Source organism: Blastococcus sp. TF02A-26 (genome assembly GCF_003319125.1).
In the GTDB taxonomy this organism is placed as follows: Bacteria; Actinomycetota; Actinomycetes; order Mycobacteriales; family Geodermatophilaceae; genus Trujillonella.
Genome location: NZ_QOHG01000002.1, coordinates 185,850 through 200,726 on the forward strand (window position 1 = coordinate 185,850; position 14,877 = coordinate 200,726).

The following is a 14,877-nucleotide window of genomic DNA, read 5'->3' on the forward strand; positions in this document are numbered from 1 at the left end:
GGGCTCCGGTGCTTCAGGCCTCCGGAGAGGCGGTGCGCTGGGCAGTTTCTACCGGCGGTCGCGCGGTGCCGGACGCCCGGGGGCCGGGGACCGCCCTTCCGAGGGAGTCCCGACGTCGGCGACCAGGGCGTGCAGCGCGGTGCGGGCCAGGAGCCGCACCCCCACGCCGATCGCCCTCTCGTCCACGTCGAAGGTGCCGCGGTGCAGGTCCAGCGGCGGGCCGCCCCCGTGGGTGCCCAACCGGGCCAGGGCGATCGGCAGGACGTCGGCGAACCAGCCGAAGTCCTCCCCGCCCATGCTCTGCGGTGACAGCCGGACGCCGTCGGCACCGACGGTCTCCATCGCCGCCGAGCGCAGCAGGGCCACCGCCCGCGGGTCGTTGACCACCGGGGGCACGCCGCGCACGTAGTCGACCTCGACCCCGGCGCCGGTCGGGGCCACGACCTTGCCGACCAGCGAGCGCAGCAGCTCCTCGGCCGACTGCCAGGCGTCGCGGTCCAGCACCCGTACCGTGCCGCGGAGCTGACCGCGCTGCGGGATCGCGTTGGCCGCCACCCCGGCGTTGACCGCACCCCACACCACGGACATGCCGGCGCGGGGGTCGACCTGGCGGGAGAGCAGCCCGGGCAGGTCGGTGATGAGCCGGCCGAGGGCGTCGACCAGGTCGACGGTCATCTGCGGTCGCGCGGTGTGCCCGCCGGGCCCGGTGAGGACGACGTCCATGCGGTCGCAGGCCGCGGTGATCGCGCCGGTCCGCAGCCCGACGGTGCCCACCGGGATCGACGGGTCGCAGTGCAGCGCGAACGCGCGCGAGGCGCCGTCGAGGACGCCCGCGGCGACCACCTCGGTGGCACCGCCGGGCACCGTCTCCTCGGCGGGCTGGAAGACGACGCGCACGCTGCCGGGCAGGTCGTCGAGCTCGGCGAGCGCCAGGGCCGCCCCCAGGACGACGGTCGTGTGTACGTCGTGTCCGCACGCGTGGCACATGCCCTCGCGGGTCGAGGCGTAGGGGACGTCCTTGAGGTCCGACAGCGGCAGGGCGTCGATGTCCCCGCGGAGCACGACCGTCGGCCCACGACCCGAGCCGACCTCGACCACCAGGCCGGTCCCCGCGGGCAGCCGCTTGGGCGCCAGGCCCGCGTCGCGCAGCTTCTGCTCCAGGAAGGAGGTGGTCTCGAACTCGGCGTAGGCCAGCTCGGGGTGGGCGTGCAGGTGCCGGCGGACGGCGACGAGGCGGTCGGCCTTCGCCGCCGTCCACGCGTCGACCGCCGCGCCGGACCGCTCGACGAGCGAGGTCACGGGCGCAGCCCGTCGCGGAACTCGGCCACCAGGGAGTCGACGACGGCGCGCAGGTCCCCGTCGGAGGCGGCGGCCACCGCGCGCTGGCGCTGGTAGGAGGCGCCCGCGGCGAGCACCCGCTCGACGTCGGCGAGCTGCTCGGCGCAGTCCAACCGGCGCGCGGTCGGCTCGAGCTCCTCCGCCAGGTCGAGGAGGGCCTGGCGGACCGGCCGGACGGAGCCCTTCTCGTCCACGACGATGTCGGCGTCCAGCCCGTGGCGGGCGGCCCGCCACTTGTTCTCCCGCAGCACCCAGCTGGGCGGCGTCGGCAGGGTGTAGCCGCGGTCGAGCTGGGTGTCCAGCTGCTCGACCAGGCACTGCGAGAGGGCGGCGACGACGCCGATCTCGTCGAGGGTCGGCAGACCGTCGCAGATCCGCAGCTCCACGGTCCCGAAGTCCGGGTGCGGGCGGATGTCCCACCACACCTCGCGGACGCTCTCGATCGCGCCGGTCGAGATGGAGGTCTCCATGTAGGCCTCGAACTCCGGCCAGCCCGAGAGCTGGTACGGCAGCCCGGCGGTGGGGAGCCCCTCGAAGACCTTGCTGCGGGCCGACGCCAGCCCGGTGTCGGCCCCCTTCCAGTACGGCGAGGAGGCCGACAGCGCGAGGAAGTGCGGCACGTACTGGGTGAGCGCGTTGACGATCGGCATCACCTTCTCCGGCGCCCGGACGCCGACGTGCACGTGGACGCCGAAGATCTGCATCCGGCGGGCCAGCCACTGCATGTTCTCGACCAGCTGGGCGTACCGCTCCTTGGGCGAGATCCGCTGCGTCTGCCAGTCGGTGAACGGGTGCGTGCCGGCGCACATGAGGTCCAGCCCGCGCCGGTCGGCGGCGGCGACGACCTCGGCGACGGTGCCGGCGAGGTCGGCCTGCGCCTCGGCGACGCTCGTGCAGACGCCGGTGATCACCTCCACGGTCGACTGGAGCAGCTCGTGCTTGGCCTTGGCCGGCTCCTCGGCCCCCTCGGGCGTCAGCTCCTGGAGGATCTCGATCGCGCCGGCGGTCAGCTCGCGGGTGTCGCGGTCGATCAGTTGCAGCTCCCACTCGACGCCCAGGCTGGCGCGCTCGGAGGAGTTGAAGGGGATCTGCACCCCGGAAGCCTACGAACGATCACGCTCCCCCACCTTCCGAGCCTCAGGCGGGGGCCTCCTGGAAGGCGCGCACCTCGATCCGGGCCCCGAGGGCCTTCGACGCCTTCGCCGCCCAGTCGACCGCGGCCGCGCTGTCCGGGGCCTCGATCACCCACAGGCCGCCGAGGTACTCCGGCGCCCGCGTGTACGGCTCGTCGCGCAGCACCAGCTCACCGCCGGTGTGGTCGACCGTGACCGCCGTCGACGGCGGGTGCAGCCCGCCCGCGAAGACCAGCGCGCCGGAGGCGGTCAGCTCCTCGATGAAGGCGCCGGCCGCCGCCATGGCGGCCTCCAGCTCCGCGGGGTCCATCGTCGCCATCGTGGGCTCCTCCGCCGAGTCGTGCGGCATGGAGAGCAGGTACTGGGTCATGGGTCCTCCCGGGTCGTCGCGGCACCGTCCGGCCGCAGTCGGAGTGGAGACGAACGGGGTCGCCGGATCTGATCGGTGATCAGGGGCCATGCTCCGCGTCAACCGGCGAGCGAGACCTGTGGACAGGCGCCTGAGCTGGGGATTCGCCGCCGTACTCGGGACTTGCGGCGGTAGAAATCGCACATGTGTTCGAGTTGTGCCGGTGGTGATCCGCACGCGCTGAGCGACGTCGCGCTGCTGGCCGAGGTCGCGGAGCTGGTGGCGGAGCGGAACCGGGTCGAGGCTCGGCTGACCGCTGCCGTGCGGGCCGCGGATGCGCGGTCGGCGTGCGAGGCCGACGGGCTGAAGACGATGCAGTCGTGGCTGCGCACCCACGGCGGACTGCGGCCGTCCTCGGCGGCGGCGCCGGTGCACCGCGGGCGGGCGCTGGACCTGCTGCCGGCCACCGCGGCGGCGTTCGCCGCCGGCGCGATCGGGGTCGACCACGTGACCGAGATCGGCAAGGTCGCCGCCCCGCACCGGGTCGCGGCCGCGGCCGACCAGCGTCGACCTGAGCCAGGTCGACACGGCGCTGGCCACCATCGCCGCCGCACACACCTTCCAGCGCCTGGCCGAGGCGGTGCAGCACTACTTCGCCCGGCTCGACCCCGACGGCCGCGAACCGGCACCGACCGACCAGCGGTCGCTGACCATCACCACCCACCCCGACGGCACGGTGACCGTCCGCGCCGAACTGGACGCCGTGGGCGGGGAGAAGGTCAAAGCCGTGCTCGAGCCGATCGCCGCCACATCGCGCACCGCCGGTGACGAGCACAGCCCCGCCCACATCCGCGGGGATGCGCTGGTGCAGTGGGCCGACAACACCCTCGCCGCCGGGGCGGTGCCGGTCCAGCGGACCCGCGAGCCCGGCATCGCCGCCGTGATCGACGTCGCCGCTGGCCCCGTCCAGGGCACCGCCCTGAGCGTGCGAAGGGTGGGGAGGACGGGGTTCTTCAACCGCCGCCCGCGCCCGGTGGCTGGCCTGCGACGCCACCGTCGCCCGCATCGTGATCGGCCCCGACGGGCAGCCGATCGACCGCGGCCGCGAGGTCCGCATCGTGCCGCCGGCGCTGCGACACCTGCTGGACCTGCGCGACGGCGGCACCGAGATCCTCCTGACCCGACCCGACCTCCTCGTCCCCGTCTGACGGTCGGCCCGGACCGCACCCCGCCCTCCCGGAGCGGGGTGGTTCGGCGTGCTTGTGACGCGGCGCGCTGCGTTACCGTCGCGCGGGTGAGCGACGTGTCCACCGGTCCTGATCCCGCAACCCTGGCCCGGCTGGCCGCCGAGGACCTCGACGCTGCGTTCGGCGGGTCCCACGACGTCGCCGTCGTCATGGGCTCCGGCTGGGCGCCCGCCGGGGAGGCCTTCGGGCGCCCCGAGTCCACCGTCGCCATCGAGGAGCTGCGGGGCTTCGCCGCGCCGACCGTCGCCGGGCACGGCGGCGAGGTGCGCTCGGTGCGCGTCGGCTCCCGCCGCGTGCTGGTCTTCCTGGGCCGCACCCACCTCTACGAGGGCCGTGGCGTCGCCTCCGTCGTCCACGGCGTGCGGGCCGCGGCCGCGCTGGGCGTCCGCACCGTGGTCCTCACCAACGCCGCCGGCGGGCTGGCGCCCGAGCACCGCGTCGGCCAGCCGGTGCTGATCAGCGACCACATCAACCTGACCGCGCGGTCGCCACTGGTCGGCCCGACGTTCGTGGACCTCACCGACCTGTACTCGGCGCGGCTGCGCGAGCTCGCCCGGCAGATCGACCCCTCGCTGACCGAGGGCGTCTACGCAGCGCTGCCCGGTCCGCACTTCGAGACGCCCGCCGAGATCCGCATGCTGCGCACGCTGGGCGCCGACCTCGTCGGCATGTCCACCGCGCTGGAGGCGATCGCCGCGCGGGCGGCCGGCATGGAGGTGTTCGGCCTGTCGCTGGTGACCAACGCCGCGGCCGGGATCACCGGCGAGGCCCTGAACCACCAGGAGGTGCTCGCCGCCGGCCGGGAGGCCGCCGGTCGGATGGGCCACTTCCTGGTCGAGCTGGTGAGCCGGCTGCCGTGAGCCTGCTGGACGACGCGCGGGCCTGGGCAGCGGCCGACCCGCACCCGGGCGACCGCGCCGAGATCGAGGCCCTGGTCGCCGCGGACGACGGCGTCGAGCTCGCCCGCCGCTTCGCCGGCCCGCTCACCTTCGGCACCGCCGGGCTCCGCGGCCCGCTGCGCGCCGGACCGGCCGGGATGAACGCCGCCGTCGTCACCCGCGCCGCCGCGGGGCTCGGCCGGTACCTGCGCGACGCCGGCTCCTCCGGCGGCGGGATCGTGATCGGCTTCGACGCCCGCCGCCGCTCCGACGAGTTCGCCCGCATCTCGGCGGCGGTGCTCTCCGGCGCCGGGTTCGCGGTCCAGGTGCTGCCGCGGCCGCTGCCCACGCCGGTGCTGGCCTTCGCGGTCCGGCACCTCGGGTGCGTCGCCGGGATCATGGTGACCGCCAGCCACAACCCGCCCGACGACAACGGCTACAAGGTCTACCTGGGCGACGGCGCCCAGCTGGTCCCGCCGGCCGACCGGCAGATCGAGGCCGCGATCACCGCGGTGGGCGCCGCGAACGAGGTCCCGCTCTCCGACGACTGGCTCACCTTGGACGACGACGTCGAGGCCGACTACGTCACCGCCCTGCTGGGTGCCCTCCGGCCCGACCGCGTGCCCGCCGCCGACCGCGCCGCACTGCGGATCGCCTACACGGCCATGCACGGCGTCGGCTCGGCCACCACCCGCACCCTCTTCGCCGCAGCCGGGTTCGCCCCTGCCGCCGCCGTGCCCGAGCAGGACAGGCCGGACCCGCGCTTCCCGACCGTCGCCTTCCCCAACCCCGAGGAACCCGGCGCCGTCGACCTCCTGCTCGCCCTCGCCGAGCGCACCGACGCCGACGTCGCCATCGCGCAGGACCCCGACGCCGACCGCTGCTCGGTGGTCTGCGGCGGCCGGCAGCTGACCGGCGACGAGGTGGGCGGACTGCTCGCCGACTGGCTGCTGCGCCGCGGCGTGCGGGGCACCTACGCCGCCTCGCTGGTCAGCGGCTCCCTGCTGCACGCGCTGGCCACCGCCCACGGGGTCCCCGTGGCCGAGACCCCCACCGGCTTCAAGTGGATCATCCGGGCCGGCGACGCCGGGGCTCCGCTGGTCTTCGGCTACGAGGAGGCGCTGGGGTACGCGGTCGCCCCGGACGTCGTCCGCGACAAGGACGGCATCTCCGCCGCCCTCGCGGTGGCGCTGCTGGCCGCCGAGCTGAAGGCCTCGGGACGCACCCTGCTCGACCGGCTCGACGAGCTGGCCCGCGAGCACGGGCTGTTCGCCACCGGCCAGTTGTCGGTGCGGGTGGAGGACCTCACGCTCATCTCCGACGCGATGGCCCGGCTGCGCGCCCGACCCCCGGCCACGCTCCTCGGCCGCCCGGTCACCGCGACCGACCTCGCGCACGAGGACCCGCCGGTCGACGCGGTCCGGCTGCTCGGCGACGGCGTCCGCGTGGTGGTCCGGCCCAGCGGGACCGAGCCGAAGCTCAAGGCCTACCTGGAGACCGTCGTCCCCGTGCACGACGACGCCGGGGTGATCGCCGCCCGCGGCCGGGGTGCCGACGAGCTCGACGCGCTGCGTGCGGAGATGTCCGCCGCACTGGACCTGTGATGGAGGACGTCGCAGCGCTGGTGTTCGACGTCTTCGGCACGGTCGTCGACTGGCGCTCCGGCGTCGCGCGCGAGGTGACCCGGCTGCTCGGCGACCGCGTGGACGCCGAGCGGTTCGCCGACGACTGGCGCAGCCGCTACTCACCCTCGATGGACGAGGTGCGCAGCGGGCGCCGTCCCTACGTGACGCTCGACGTGCTGCACCGCGAGTCGGTCGACGACGTGCTCGCCGCGCAGGGCGCCGACGACGTCCCGGCGGAGCTGCGCGACGAGCTGGTGCTGGCCTGGCACCGGCTCGACCCCTGGCCCGACGTCGTCCCCGGGCTGCGGCGGCTGTCGGCGCGGTACGTGCTCGCCCCGCTCTCCAACGGCGGCGTCGCGCTGCAGGTCGCGCTGGCGCGGCGGTCGGGGCTGCCGTGGGACGCCGTGCTGGGCGCCGAGGTCGTCGGCCACTACAAACCCGACGCCGAGGTGTACGACTCCGCGCCGCGGCTGCTCGGGCTGGAGCCGGCGCAGGTGCTCATGGTCGCGGCGCACACCTCCGACCTCGCCGCGGCCCGCCAGCGCGGGCTGCGCACCGCCTACGTGCACCGGCCGGCGGAGTCCGGCGGTCGCCGCACGCCGCCGGCCACCGATCCGGCCGCGGACCTGACCGTGACCTCGTTCGGCGAGCTGGCCGACCGGCTGGGCGCGACGTGACGGCACCGGAGGCGGCCGGCGGCCGGCGGGGGCTCGTCCAGCAGCTGGTGCGCTTCGCCGCGGTCGGCCTCGTCGGCGCGGTCGTGGACCTGAGCGTCTACAGCCTGGCCCTGCACCTCGGCGGAGGGACGACGGCCTCCCGGGCGCTCAGCTTCATCGCCGGCACCACGACGGCCTACGTCCTCAACCGCCGGTGGGCGTTCCAGGTGGAGGGTGGCGCGCGGCGGGCGACCGGCTTCGCGCTGCTCTACGGGACGACGTTCTTCGTGATCCTCGGCGTCAACGCCCTCGCCCTGGCCGTGCTGCCCGAGAGCAGCTGGCGGGTGACGCTGGCGTGGGCGGTGTCCCAGGGCTTCGGCACCGCCGTGAACTTCGTGATGCTGCGGCTCGTCGTCTTCCGATCGTGAGGGAGCGCGGGACGTGGTTCCGCGCCGCCGTCCTGGCGGTCCTCCTGGGGATCGGCGTGGTGCTCGTCGCGACGGTGGACCTGCCCGCCGTCGACTCGGCCCGGGACTGGCTCGACCGCAGTGGGCCGGCCGGGCCGGTACTGCTCTCCGTCGGGATCGGGGTCGCCCTGCTCGGGCCGGTCCCCCGCACCGCCCTGTCGGTGCTGGCCGGACTCGTCGCCGGCTTCTGGGGCGGCCTGGTGGTCTCGCTGGCCGGCGGGCTGCTCGGCGGGATCGGTGCGTTCGCCCTGGGGAGGGCGCTGGGACGTCCGGCGGTCGCCGCGCTGGCCGGGCCGCGGATCGCGGCGGCCGACCGGGTCCTGGATGCCCGCGGCTTCGGTGCCGTGCTCGCCCTGCGGCTCTTCCCGGCCGCGCCGTTCGCGGTGGTCAGCTACGGCGCGGGGCTGTCCGCCGTCCGTCCGGGCCCGTACCTGGCCGCGACGGCGCTGGGGCTGGTGCCCAGCACCGTGCTGCAGGTGGGGGCCGGGGCGTCGGTGGAGCACCTCGACCGCTGGGCCGAGCTGCTGACCACACCGGCGGCGACAGCGGTCGCGGTCGTCGTCCTGCTGGCGGCCGGTGGGCTGGCGCTGGCGTGGCGCCGGCGCCGCTGACCGGTCAGCTCCCGACGGTCTCCCGGCACCCGGTCGCCAGGGACCGCTCCGCAGCGGCGAGGACGGCGACGACGTCGCGCCCGAAGTGGACGTCGAGCGGGTGGTCCGCGCCGGTCAGCGCGGCGGCTCGCAGCTCGTCGACGGCGACCCCGAAGGCCTCGACCCCGGTCCCCCGCTCGGGCAGCAGCACCAGCCGGCCCGCGTCGCCGTGCACGAAGAACTCCACGCCGGCCGACAACTCCGCCACGGTGTGCGAGACGGTGACCGTGCTGGCGACCCCGCCGCCGTGGTGGAGCACCAGGTGCACGGTGTCCTTGAGGCCCGCGCCCGCCTGCACGGCCACCACCGGTCCGAGCGCGGGCACGAGCAGGGAGAGGGGGTGGGGCCCGACGTCCCACAGCGCTCCGTGCTCCTGCCGCCAGGGCGAGGCGGCCAGGACCGAGGGCGAGGCCGAGCCCAGCCAGCTGCCCGCGCCGCCCGCGAGGCGCATGCGGGCGGCCTGGGTCAGCCAGGTCGCCGTCCCGTCGGTGAAGCGGAAGACGAAGAAGACGACCGAGGCGACCCCGGCCTGGCGCACCACCGCGGCCAGCCGGTCGGCGACGGGGAGGCTCAACCCGGTCGGCTTCTCCAGGAGCAGGTGCTTGCCCGCAGCGGCAGCGCGCTCGGCGAGCGGCGCCTGCACGTCGGGCGGCAGCGCGATCGAGACCGCGTCGACGTCGTCGAGCACCGCGTCGAGGTCGTCGGTGCCCGGCACCTCGAACTCGGCGCCGACCTCGGCGGCCTTGCGACGGTCCCGCCCCCAGACGGCGACCAGCTCGGCGTCGGGGTGTGCGGCCAGCGCGGTGGCGTGCACGCTGCGAGCCCAGGGACCGGTGCCGAGGACGGCGAAACGCACGGTCAGACCGCCCCGAACTGGCGATCCCCGGCGTCGCCGAGCCCCGGCACGATGTAGGCGTGCTCGTTGAGCCCCTCGTCGACGCTGGTGGTGAACACCCGCAGCGGCAGCCCGCTCTCCTCGAGCCGGCGGATGCCCTCGGGGGCGGCCAGCACGCACAGCACCGTGATCTCGGTGGCGCCGCGCTCGGTGAGCAGGCCGCAGCAGTGCACCAGCGAGCCGCCGGTGGCCAGCATCGGGTCGAGCACGAACACGTGCCGGTCGACCAGCGTCTCCGGCAGCGAGGCCATGTACGCCTCGGGCTGGAAGGTCGTCTCGTTGCGGGCCAGGCCGACGAAGCCCATCTGCGACTCGGGCAGCATCCGGTGCGCCTCGTCGGCCATGCCGAGACCCGCACGCAGGACCGGCACGATCAGCGGCGGCGCGGCGATCCGGTAGCCGGTCGTCTCCGTGACAGGGGTCCGGATCGGCTCCTCGGCGACGGCGAGGTCGCGGGTGGCCTCGTAGACCAGGATCTGCGTGAGGTCCTGCAGCGCCGCCCGGAAAGCCGCGTTGTCGGTGCGCTCGTCCCGCATGCGGGAGAGGCGGGCGCGGGCGAGCGGGTGGTCGACGACGGTCAGCTGCACGGCCGCCACCGTAGCGGCCCGGTCCGCCGCGTGATCCCGGCCGCAGGACGGCCCTGCGGCCTGACCCGGTCGGGTGGGCGCGGTCCGGTCGCACCGCCCGCGCAGGGGATGATGACCGCATGACGCACGTGCTCGACCCGGACGCCCTGACGGCGGACACCCCGCCGCGGCGCGAACCGCCGTCGCCGTACGCGGACGTGACCCGTTCCGAGTCGGCCTTCCGCGCCTTCCTGCACGGCCTCCCCGGGGTCGACCAGGTCGGCGCCTCGTCCCGCGTCGCGATGCTCGGCACGCGGTCGATCAAGACGACGTCGAAGGCGTGGGCGATCGACACGGCCATCTCGATGGTCGACCTGACCACGCTCGAGGGCGCCGACACCCCCGGCAAGGTGCGGTCGCTGGCCGCCAAGGCCCGCCGTCCCGACCCCAGCGACCCCGGCTGCCCGCCGGTCGCGGCGGTCTGCGTGTACGGCGACCTCGCCGGCATCGCGAAGGAGGCCCTGACCGGCACCGGCATCAACGTCGCCGCCGTCGCCACCGCGTTCCCGAGCGGCCGGGCGAGCCTGGCCGTCAAGCTGGCCGACGTCCGCGAGGCCGTCGCCAACGGCGCCGACGAGATCGACATGGTCATCGACCGCGGCGCGTTCCTCTCCGGCCGCTACCTCGACGTCTACGACGAGATCGTCGCGGTCAAGGAGGCCTGCGGGGACGCGCACCTCAAGGTCATCCTCGAGACCGGCGAACTGGTCACCCTCGACGCCGTCCGCCGCGCCTCCTGGCTGGCGATGCTGGCCGGCGGCGACTTCATCAAGACCTCCACCGGCAAGGTCTCCCCCGCCGCCACGCTGCCCGTCTGCCTGGTGATGCTCGAGGCGGTCCGCGACTTCCGCGCCGCCACCGGCCGCCAGGTGGGCGTGAAGCCCGCCGGCGGCATCCGGACGACGAAGGACGCGATCAAGCACCTCGTGCTGGTCAACGAGACCGCCGGCCCGGACTGGCTGACCCCCGACTGGTTCCGGCTCGGCGCCTCCAGCCTGCTCAACGACCTGCTCCTGCAGCGCCAGAAGCTCCGCACCGGCCACTACTCCGGCCCCGACCACGTCTCGGTGGACTGACGATGACCCTCACTCCGCCCAGCCCGGCCCAGCCCGCCGCTGTCTTCGAATACGCCCCCGCCCCCGAGTCGCGGTCCATCGTCGACATCGCGCCCAGCTACGGCCTGTTCATCGACGGCGAGTTCGTCGACGGGTCCGGCGAGGCCATGAAGACGGTCAACCCGGCGACCGAGGAGGTCCTCAGCGAGGTCGCGGTCGGGACCGACGCCGACGTCGACCGCGCCGTGAAGGCCGCCCGCCGCGCGTTCACCCGCGTCTGGGGCCCGATGCGCCCGGCCGACCGCGGCAAGTACCTGTTCCGCATCGCCCGGCTGCTGCAGGAGCGCGCGCGGGAGTTCGCCGTCCTGGAGTCGCTGGACAACGGCAAGCCGATCCGGGAGTCCCGCGACGTCGACGTCCCGCTGGCCGCGGCGCACTTCTTCTACCACGCGGGCTGGGCCGACAAGCTGGAGCATGCGGGCCTCGGTCCGGCCCCCCGGCCCCTCGGCGTGGCCGGCCAGGTCATCCCGTGGAACTTCCCGCTGCTGATGCTGGCGTGGAAGGTCGCGCCGGCGCTCGCCACCGGCAACACCGTCGTCCTCAAGCCGGCCGAGACGACCCCCCTGACGGCGCTGCTGTTCGCCGAGGTCTGCCGGCAGGCCGACCTCCCGCCGGGCGTGGTGAACATCGTGACCGGCGCCGGCGACACCGGGCGCGCGGTCGTCGAGCACGACGACGTCGACAAGGTGGCCTTCACCGGCTCCACCGAGGTCGGCCGGTCCATCGCCCGCGCGGTGGCCGGCACCCGGAAGAAGCTGACCCTGGAGCTGGGCGGCAAGGCCGCGAACATCGTCTTCGACGACGCCCCGATCGACCAGGCCGTCGAGGGGATCGTGCAGGGCATCTTCTTCAACCAGGGCCACGTCTGCTGCGCGGGTTCCCGGCTGCTGGTGCAGGAGAACGTCCACGACGAGGTGATCGCGGCCCTGCAGCGCCGGTTGGGCACGCTGCGCGTCGGCGACCCGCTGGACAAGAACACCGACCTCGGCGCGATCAACTCCGCCGAGCAGTTGGCCCGCATCCGCGAGCTCTCCGACATCGGCGAGGCCGAGGGCGCGACCCGGTGGCAGCCGTCGTGCGAGCTGCCCGACCGCGGCTTCTGGTTCCCGCCGACGGTCTTCACCGGCGTCTCCGCCGCCCACCGCATCGCCCGCGACGAGGTCTTCGGCCCGGTGCTGTCGGTGCTCACCTTCCGCACCCCGGACGAGGCGATCGCCAAGGCGAACAACTCCACGTACGGGCTGTCGGCCGGCATCTGGTCGGAGAAGGGTTCCCGGATCCTGGCCATCGCCGACAAGCTGCGCGCCGGCGTGGTGTGGGCCAACACCTTCAACCAGTTCGACCCGACGTCGCCGTTCGGCGGCTACAAGCAGTCCGGCTACGGCCGTGAGGGCGGCCGGCACGGGCTGGCGGCGTACCTGAGGAGCGAGGACCAGTGATCGGCAACGAGCGGCTCGCGGTCCGCAAGACCTACAAGCTGTACCTGGGCGGGGCGTTCCCCCGCTCGGAGTCCGGGCGCACCTACGAGGTGACCGACAGCAAGGGCGCCTTCCTCGCCAACGCCGCGTGGGCCTCCCGCAAGGACGCCCGGGACGCCGTCGTCGCCGCCCGTGGCGCGTTCGCGAAGTGGTCGGGCGCCACCGCCTACAACCGCGGCCAGGTGCTCTACCGGGTCGCCGAGGTGATGGAGGGCCGGCACGTCCAGTTCTGCGAGGAGGTCGCCGCCGGCGAGGGCCTGTCGCAGTCGAAGGCCCGGGCCGCCGTCGACGCCGCCATCGACCGCTGGGTCTGGTACGCGGGGTGGACCGACAAGCTGGCCGCCGTCCTCGGCAGCGCCAACCCGGTCGCCGGTCCGTACTTCGACTTCTCGCTGCCGGAGCCGACGGGCGTCGTCGCGGTGCTCGCGCCGCAGCGCTCGTCGCTGCTCGGCCTGGTGAGCGTGCTGGCGCCGGTGCTCGCGAGCGGCAACACCGCCGTCGTCGTCACCTCCAAGGAGCGGCCGCTGCCGGCGGTGACCCTGGGCGAGGTGCTGGCCACGAGCGACGTCCCCGGCGGCGTGGTCAACCTGCTCACCGGCGACGCCGGCGAGCTCGGGCCGTGGCTGGCCGAGCACGACGACGTCGACGCCATCGACCTGACCGGCGCCCCGCCGGCGCGGGCCATGGAGTTCGAGCGCGAGGCCGCCGGCAGCATCAAGCGGGTCCTCCGCCCGCCGGCCACCGAGCCCGACTGGTCCGCCGACCCCGGTCTCACCCGGATGCGGGCGTTCCTCGAGACCAAGACGGTGTGGCACCCGAAGGGGTTCTAGAACCGGGCAGCGGGCTCCCAGGCGCACCGGGCAGGATGGGCGCGTGGCCAGGCCAAGCATCGTGCCCATCGCGCTCACCCTCGACGACCGGACGGGCTACACCCTCTGGGCTCCTCCGTGGGAGGAGGACGGCGAGGAGTGGCAGGCGTTCCTCGGCACCACGGAGGGCGACACGGCCCGCGTGCACCTCTTCCCCACCCCCGCCGCCCTCGCCTCGTTCTGCCGCACCGCCACCGACCACGACCTGGCCGACCACCCGGTCTGGCCGGTCGTCACCGGGCTCGGCCCGGCCGACCTGACGCCGGACGACGACCACCGCTACGACCTCGACGGCGTGTACGACATCGCCGCGGAGAACCCGGACCGCTGGGCCGTCGAGGAGCTCGCCGCGACGATCGACATCGTCAGCCGGCTGGCCGAGTGCCTGGACACCGCGGACGAGGACGACGACCTCGACGACGACCTGGCCGCCGACGACGAGGACGACGACCGCGGTGTCGACCCGGACGTGGAGCTCGAGACCCGCTCGTCCGGCGCCGACGCCGACCGCGGTGGCGAGTTCGAGGCGCTGGCCGAGCTGGTCGCCCGCCCCGAGGTCGGCTCCCTGGGACTCGGCGTCGACGCGTTCGCCGGCCGGGCCGGTGAGGACGCCTGGGTCGGCATGGGTTCGGCCCTGGACGAGCTGTGGGAGGACGTCGTCGAGGAGCTGTCGGCCCACCTCGACTGGACCGGCGCGGGCACCGTCCGCATCGAGGACTACCCCTCGGCCGCCGAGTCGGTCGAGGAGGACGACCTGATCGACGACGGGGACGACGAACCGGAGGACGAGGACGCCGACGAGGCCCCGGCCGCGGTCGCCGCCGTCCCCGCCACCACCCCCGGCACCAGCACCATCCGCGGCGGCACGCGCGTGGCGGCCGGCCCCGCCGCGGTGGCCGCGGCGGCGGAGTTCTGGGAGGCCGTCGGCATCCTCCCGGTGGAGCTCGTCGTGCCCGAGGGCGCGGGGCTCACCCTGCGCTGCTACGTCGAGGACGAGGCGCGCTTCCTCGGCCGCGACGGGGAGGTCTACCTGTTCCCCAGCCCCGCGGAGCTGTCCCGCTACTGCGCCGGCGACGAGGAGCACGACCTGACCGGGATCGCCTCCTGGCCCGAGGTCGCGGCCACCGACACGGAGCCGCTGCCGGCCGAGCAGGACCGCTACGACCTCACCGAGCTGGCCGAGGTCCTCGCCGAGGTCGCCGACGGCGCCGCCGGCCTGGTGACCCACGAGGCGCTGCTGCAGCCGGTGAAGGGCGTGCGCGACGTCGCCGAGTACGCCGGCCTCACCCGGGTCGCCGAGCTGCTCGCGCCGACGGCACCGCTGGGCCGCGCGGTGGCCCGGGCCGACCGCGAGCCCGCGGCGACGCTGCGCGCCGAGGACGCCGCCGCGCTGCGGACCGACTGGGACGAGGTCGTCCGCCAGGTCGGCGGAGCCCTGGTCTTCCGCGACTGAGCCGACCCGGCGCGGACGCCGGCCGGCCATCTCGGCCCGACCGCGGCCGATAGTGGAGCGTCTGCTCTACTATGGGCCGCAGTCGACGAGTGGTGGAG

General features: G+C 75.0%; 14 protein-coding genes and 3 pseudogenes. 12 read left to right on the forward strand and 5 right to left on the reverse strand.

Annotation, left to right across the window (positions count from 1 at the left end):
• Positions 1-48: 48 nt before the first annotated feature.
• Genes DQ240_RS02905 through DQ240_RS02915 form a run of 3 tightly spaced genes read right to left on the reverse strand, consistent with a single transcriptional unit; the run spans position 49 to position 2,841 of the window.
• Positions 49-1,299, reverse strand: coding sequence for an amidohydrolase (locus tag DQ240_RS02905; protein WP_113838146.1), 1,251 nt, complete (start codon positions 1,297-1,299; stop codon positions 49-51).
• Positions 1,296-2,432, reverse strand: a complete 1,137-nt coding sequence (locus tag DQ240_RS02910; RefSeq protein WP_113838147.1) for a glutamate--cysteine ligase — start codon at positions 2,430-2,432, stop codon at positions 1,296-1,298. Before DQ240_RS02910 ends, DQ240_RS02905 begins: the two co-directional genes overlap by 4 nt.
• A 43-nt stretch (positions 2,433-2,475) precedes the next feature.
• Positions 2,476-2,841 carry a YciI family protein gene (locus tag DQ240_RS02915; protein ID WP_113838148.1) on the reverse strand — a complete coding sequence of 122 codons (366 nt, stop codon included), beginning with the start codon at positions 2,839-2,841 and terminating at the stop codon, positions 2,476-2,478.
• A gap of 183 nt (positions 2,842-3,024) precedes the next feature.
• Here DQ240_RS02915 and DQ240_RS24475 point away from each other — a divergent pair.
• The 8 genes and pseudogenes from DQ240_RS24475 to DQ240_RS02945 form a co-directional block, all read left to right on the forward strand.
• Positions 3,025-3,339, forward strand: a pseudogene (locus DQ240_RS24475) (DUF222 domain-containing protein); the annotation flags it as partial.
• Between the two features lie 52 nt (positions 3,340-3,391).
• A pseudogene (locus tag DQ240_RS24480) lies at positions 3,392-3,760 on the forward strand (DUF222 domain-containing protein); the annotation flags it as partial.
• A 73-nt stretch (positions 3,761-3,833) separates the two neighbouring features.
• Positions 3,834-4,028, forward strand: a pseudogene (locus tag DQ240_RS24200) (DUF222 domain-containing protein); the annotation flags it as partial.
• An 86-nt stretch (positions 4,029-4,114) separates the two neighbouring features.
• Positions 4,115-4,927 carry a purine-nucleoside phosphorylase gene (locus DQ240_RS23090; protein WP_147261930.1) on the forward strand — a complete coding sequence of 271 codons (813 nt, stop codon included), beginning with the start codon at positions 4,115-4,117 and terminating at the stop codon, positions 4,925-4,927.
• Positions 4,924-6,549, forward strand: a complete 1,626-nt coding sequence (locus DQ240_RS02930) for a phospho-sugar mutase (RefSeq protein ID WP_113838151.1) — start codon at positions 4,924-4,926, stop codon at positions 6,547-6,549. Before DQ240_RS23090 ends, DQ240_RS02930 begins: the two co-directional genes overlap by 4 nt.
• On the forward strand, positions 6,549-7,247 hold the full coding sequence (locus tag DQ240_RS02935) for a haloacid dehalogenase type II (RefSeq protein WP_113838152.1): 699 nt from the start codon (positions 6,549-6,551) through the stop codon (positions 7,245-7,247). The genes DQ240_RS02930 and DQ240_RS02935 overlap by 1 nt, the downstream gene beginning before the upstream one ends.
• Positions 7,244-7,654 carry a GtrA family protein gene (locus DQ240_RS02940; protein ID WP_113838153.1) on the forward strand — a complete coding sequence of 137 codons (411 nt, stop codon included), beginning with the start codon at positions 7,244-7,246 and terminating at the stop codon, positions 7,652-7,654. The genes DQ240_RS02935 and DQ240_RS02940 overlap by 4 nt, the downstream gene beginning before the upstream one ends.
• Complete coding sequence (locus DQ240_RS02945; protein WP_158548500.1) at positions 7,651-8,304, forward strand: TVP38/TMEM64 family protein; 654 nt, start codon at positions 7,651-7,653, stop codon at positions 8,302-8,304. The genes DQ240_RS02940 and DQ240_RS02945 overlap by 4 nt, the downstream gene beginning before the upstream one ends.
• A gap of 4 nt (positions 8,305-8,308) precedes the next feature.
• On the opposite strand, the gene DQ240_RS02950 is transcribed toward DQ240_RS02945, so the two are convergent.
• Together DQ240_RS02950 and upp are read right to left on the reverse strand one after the other, a co-directional pair.
• Complete coding sequence (locus DQ240_RS02950; RefSeq protein WP_113838155.1) at positions 8,309-9,199, reverse strand: Gfo/Idh/MocA family protein; 891 nt, start codon at positions 9,197-9,199, stop codon at positions 8,309-8,311.
• 2 nt (positions 9,200-9,201) lie between these two features.
• A complete protein-coding gene (upp, locus tag DQ240_RS02955; protein WP_113838300.1) occupies positions 9,202-9,825 on the reverse strand; it encodes a uracil phosphoribosyltransferase in 624 nt (207 codons plus the stop codon).
• A 119-nt stretch (positions 9,826-9,944) separates the two neighbouring features.
• On the opposite strand from upp, the gene deoC reads away from it, so the two are divergent.
• From deoC to DQ240_RS02975, 4 genes are read left to right on the forward strand one after another with little or no spacing between them, the layout of a single operon-like run.
• Positions 9,945-10,940 (forward strand): deoxyribose-phosphate aldolase, encoded by a 996-nt coding sequence (gene deoC / locus DQ240_RS02960; protein WP_199589003.1) that lies wholly within the window; start codon positions 9,945-9,947, stop codon positions 10,938-10,940.
• Positions 10,941-10,942: 2 nt separating this feature from the next.
• Complete coding sequence (locus DQ240_RS02965) at positions 10,943-12,418, forward strand: aldehyde dehydrogenase family protein (protein ID WP_113838156.1); 1,476 nt, start codon at positions 10,943-10,945, stop codon at positions 12,416-12,418.
• On the forward strand, positions 12,415-13,287 hold the full coding sequence (locus DQ240_RS02970; RefSeq protein ID WP_233498450.1) for an aldehyde dehydrogenase family protein: 873 nt from the start codon (positions 12,415-12,417) through the stop codon (positions 13,285-13,287). Before DQ240_RS02965 ends, DQ240_RS02970 begins: the two co-directional genes overlap by 4 nt.
• Positions 13,288-13,330: 43 nt before the next feature.
• Complete coding sequence (locus DQ240_RS02975) at positions 13,331-14,779, forward strand: hypothetical protein (RefSeq protein WP_113838157.1); 1,449 nt, start codon at positions 13,331-13,333, stop codon at positions 14,777-14,779.
• The last annotated feature ends 98 nt before the right edge of the window (positions 14,780-14,877 follow it).

Coding starts and splice junctions, on each gene's coding strand:
- DQ240_RS02915 (WP_113838148.1), bottom strand. CDS start 2,841: ATGACCCAGTACCTGCTCTCCATGCCGCACGACTCGGCGGAGGAGCCC.
- DQ240_RS02935 (WP_113838152.1), top strand. CDS start 6,549: ATGGAGGACGTCGCAGCGCTGGTGTTCGACGTCTTCGGCACGGTCGTC.
- deoC (WP_199589003.1), top strand. CDS start 9,945: ATGACGCACGTGCTCGACCCGGACGCCCTGACGGCGGACACCCCGCCG.
- DQ240_RS02965 (WP_113838156.1), top strand. CDS start 10,943: ATGACCCTCACTCCGCCCAGCCCGGCCCAGCCCGCCGCTGTCTTCGAA.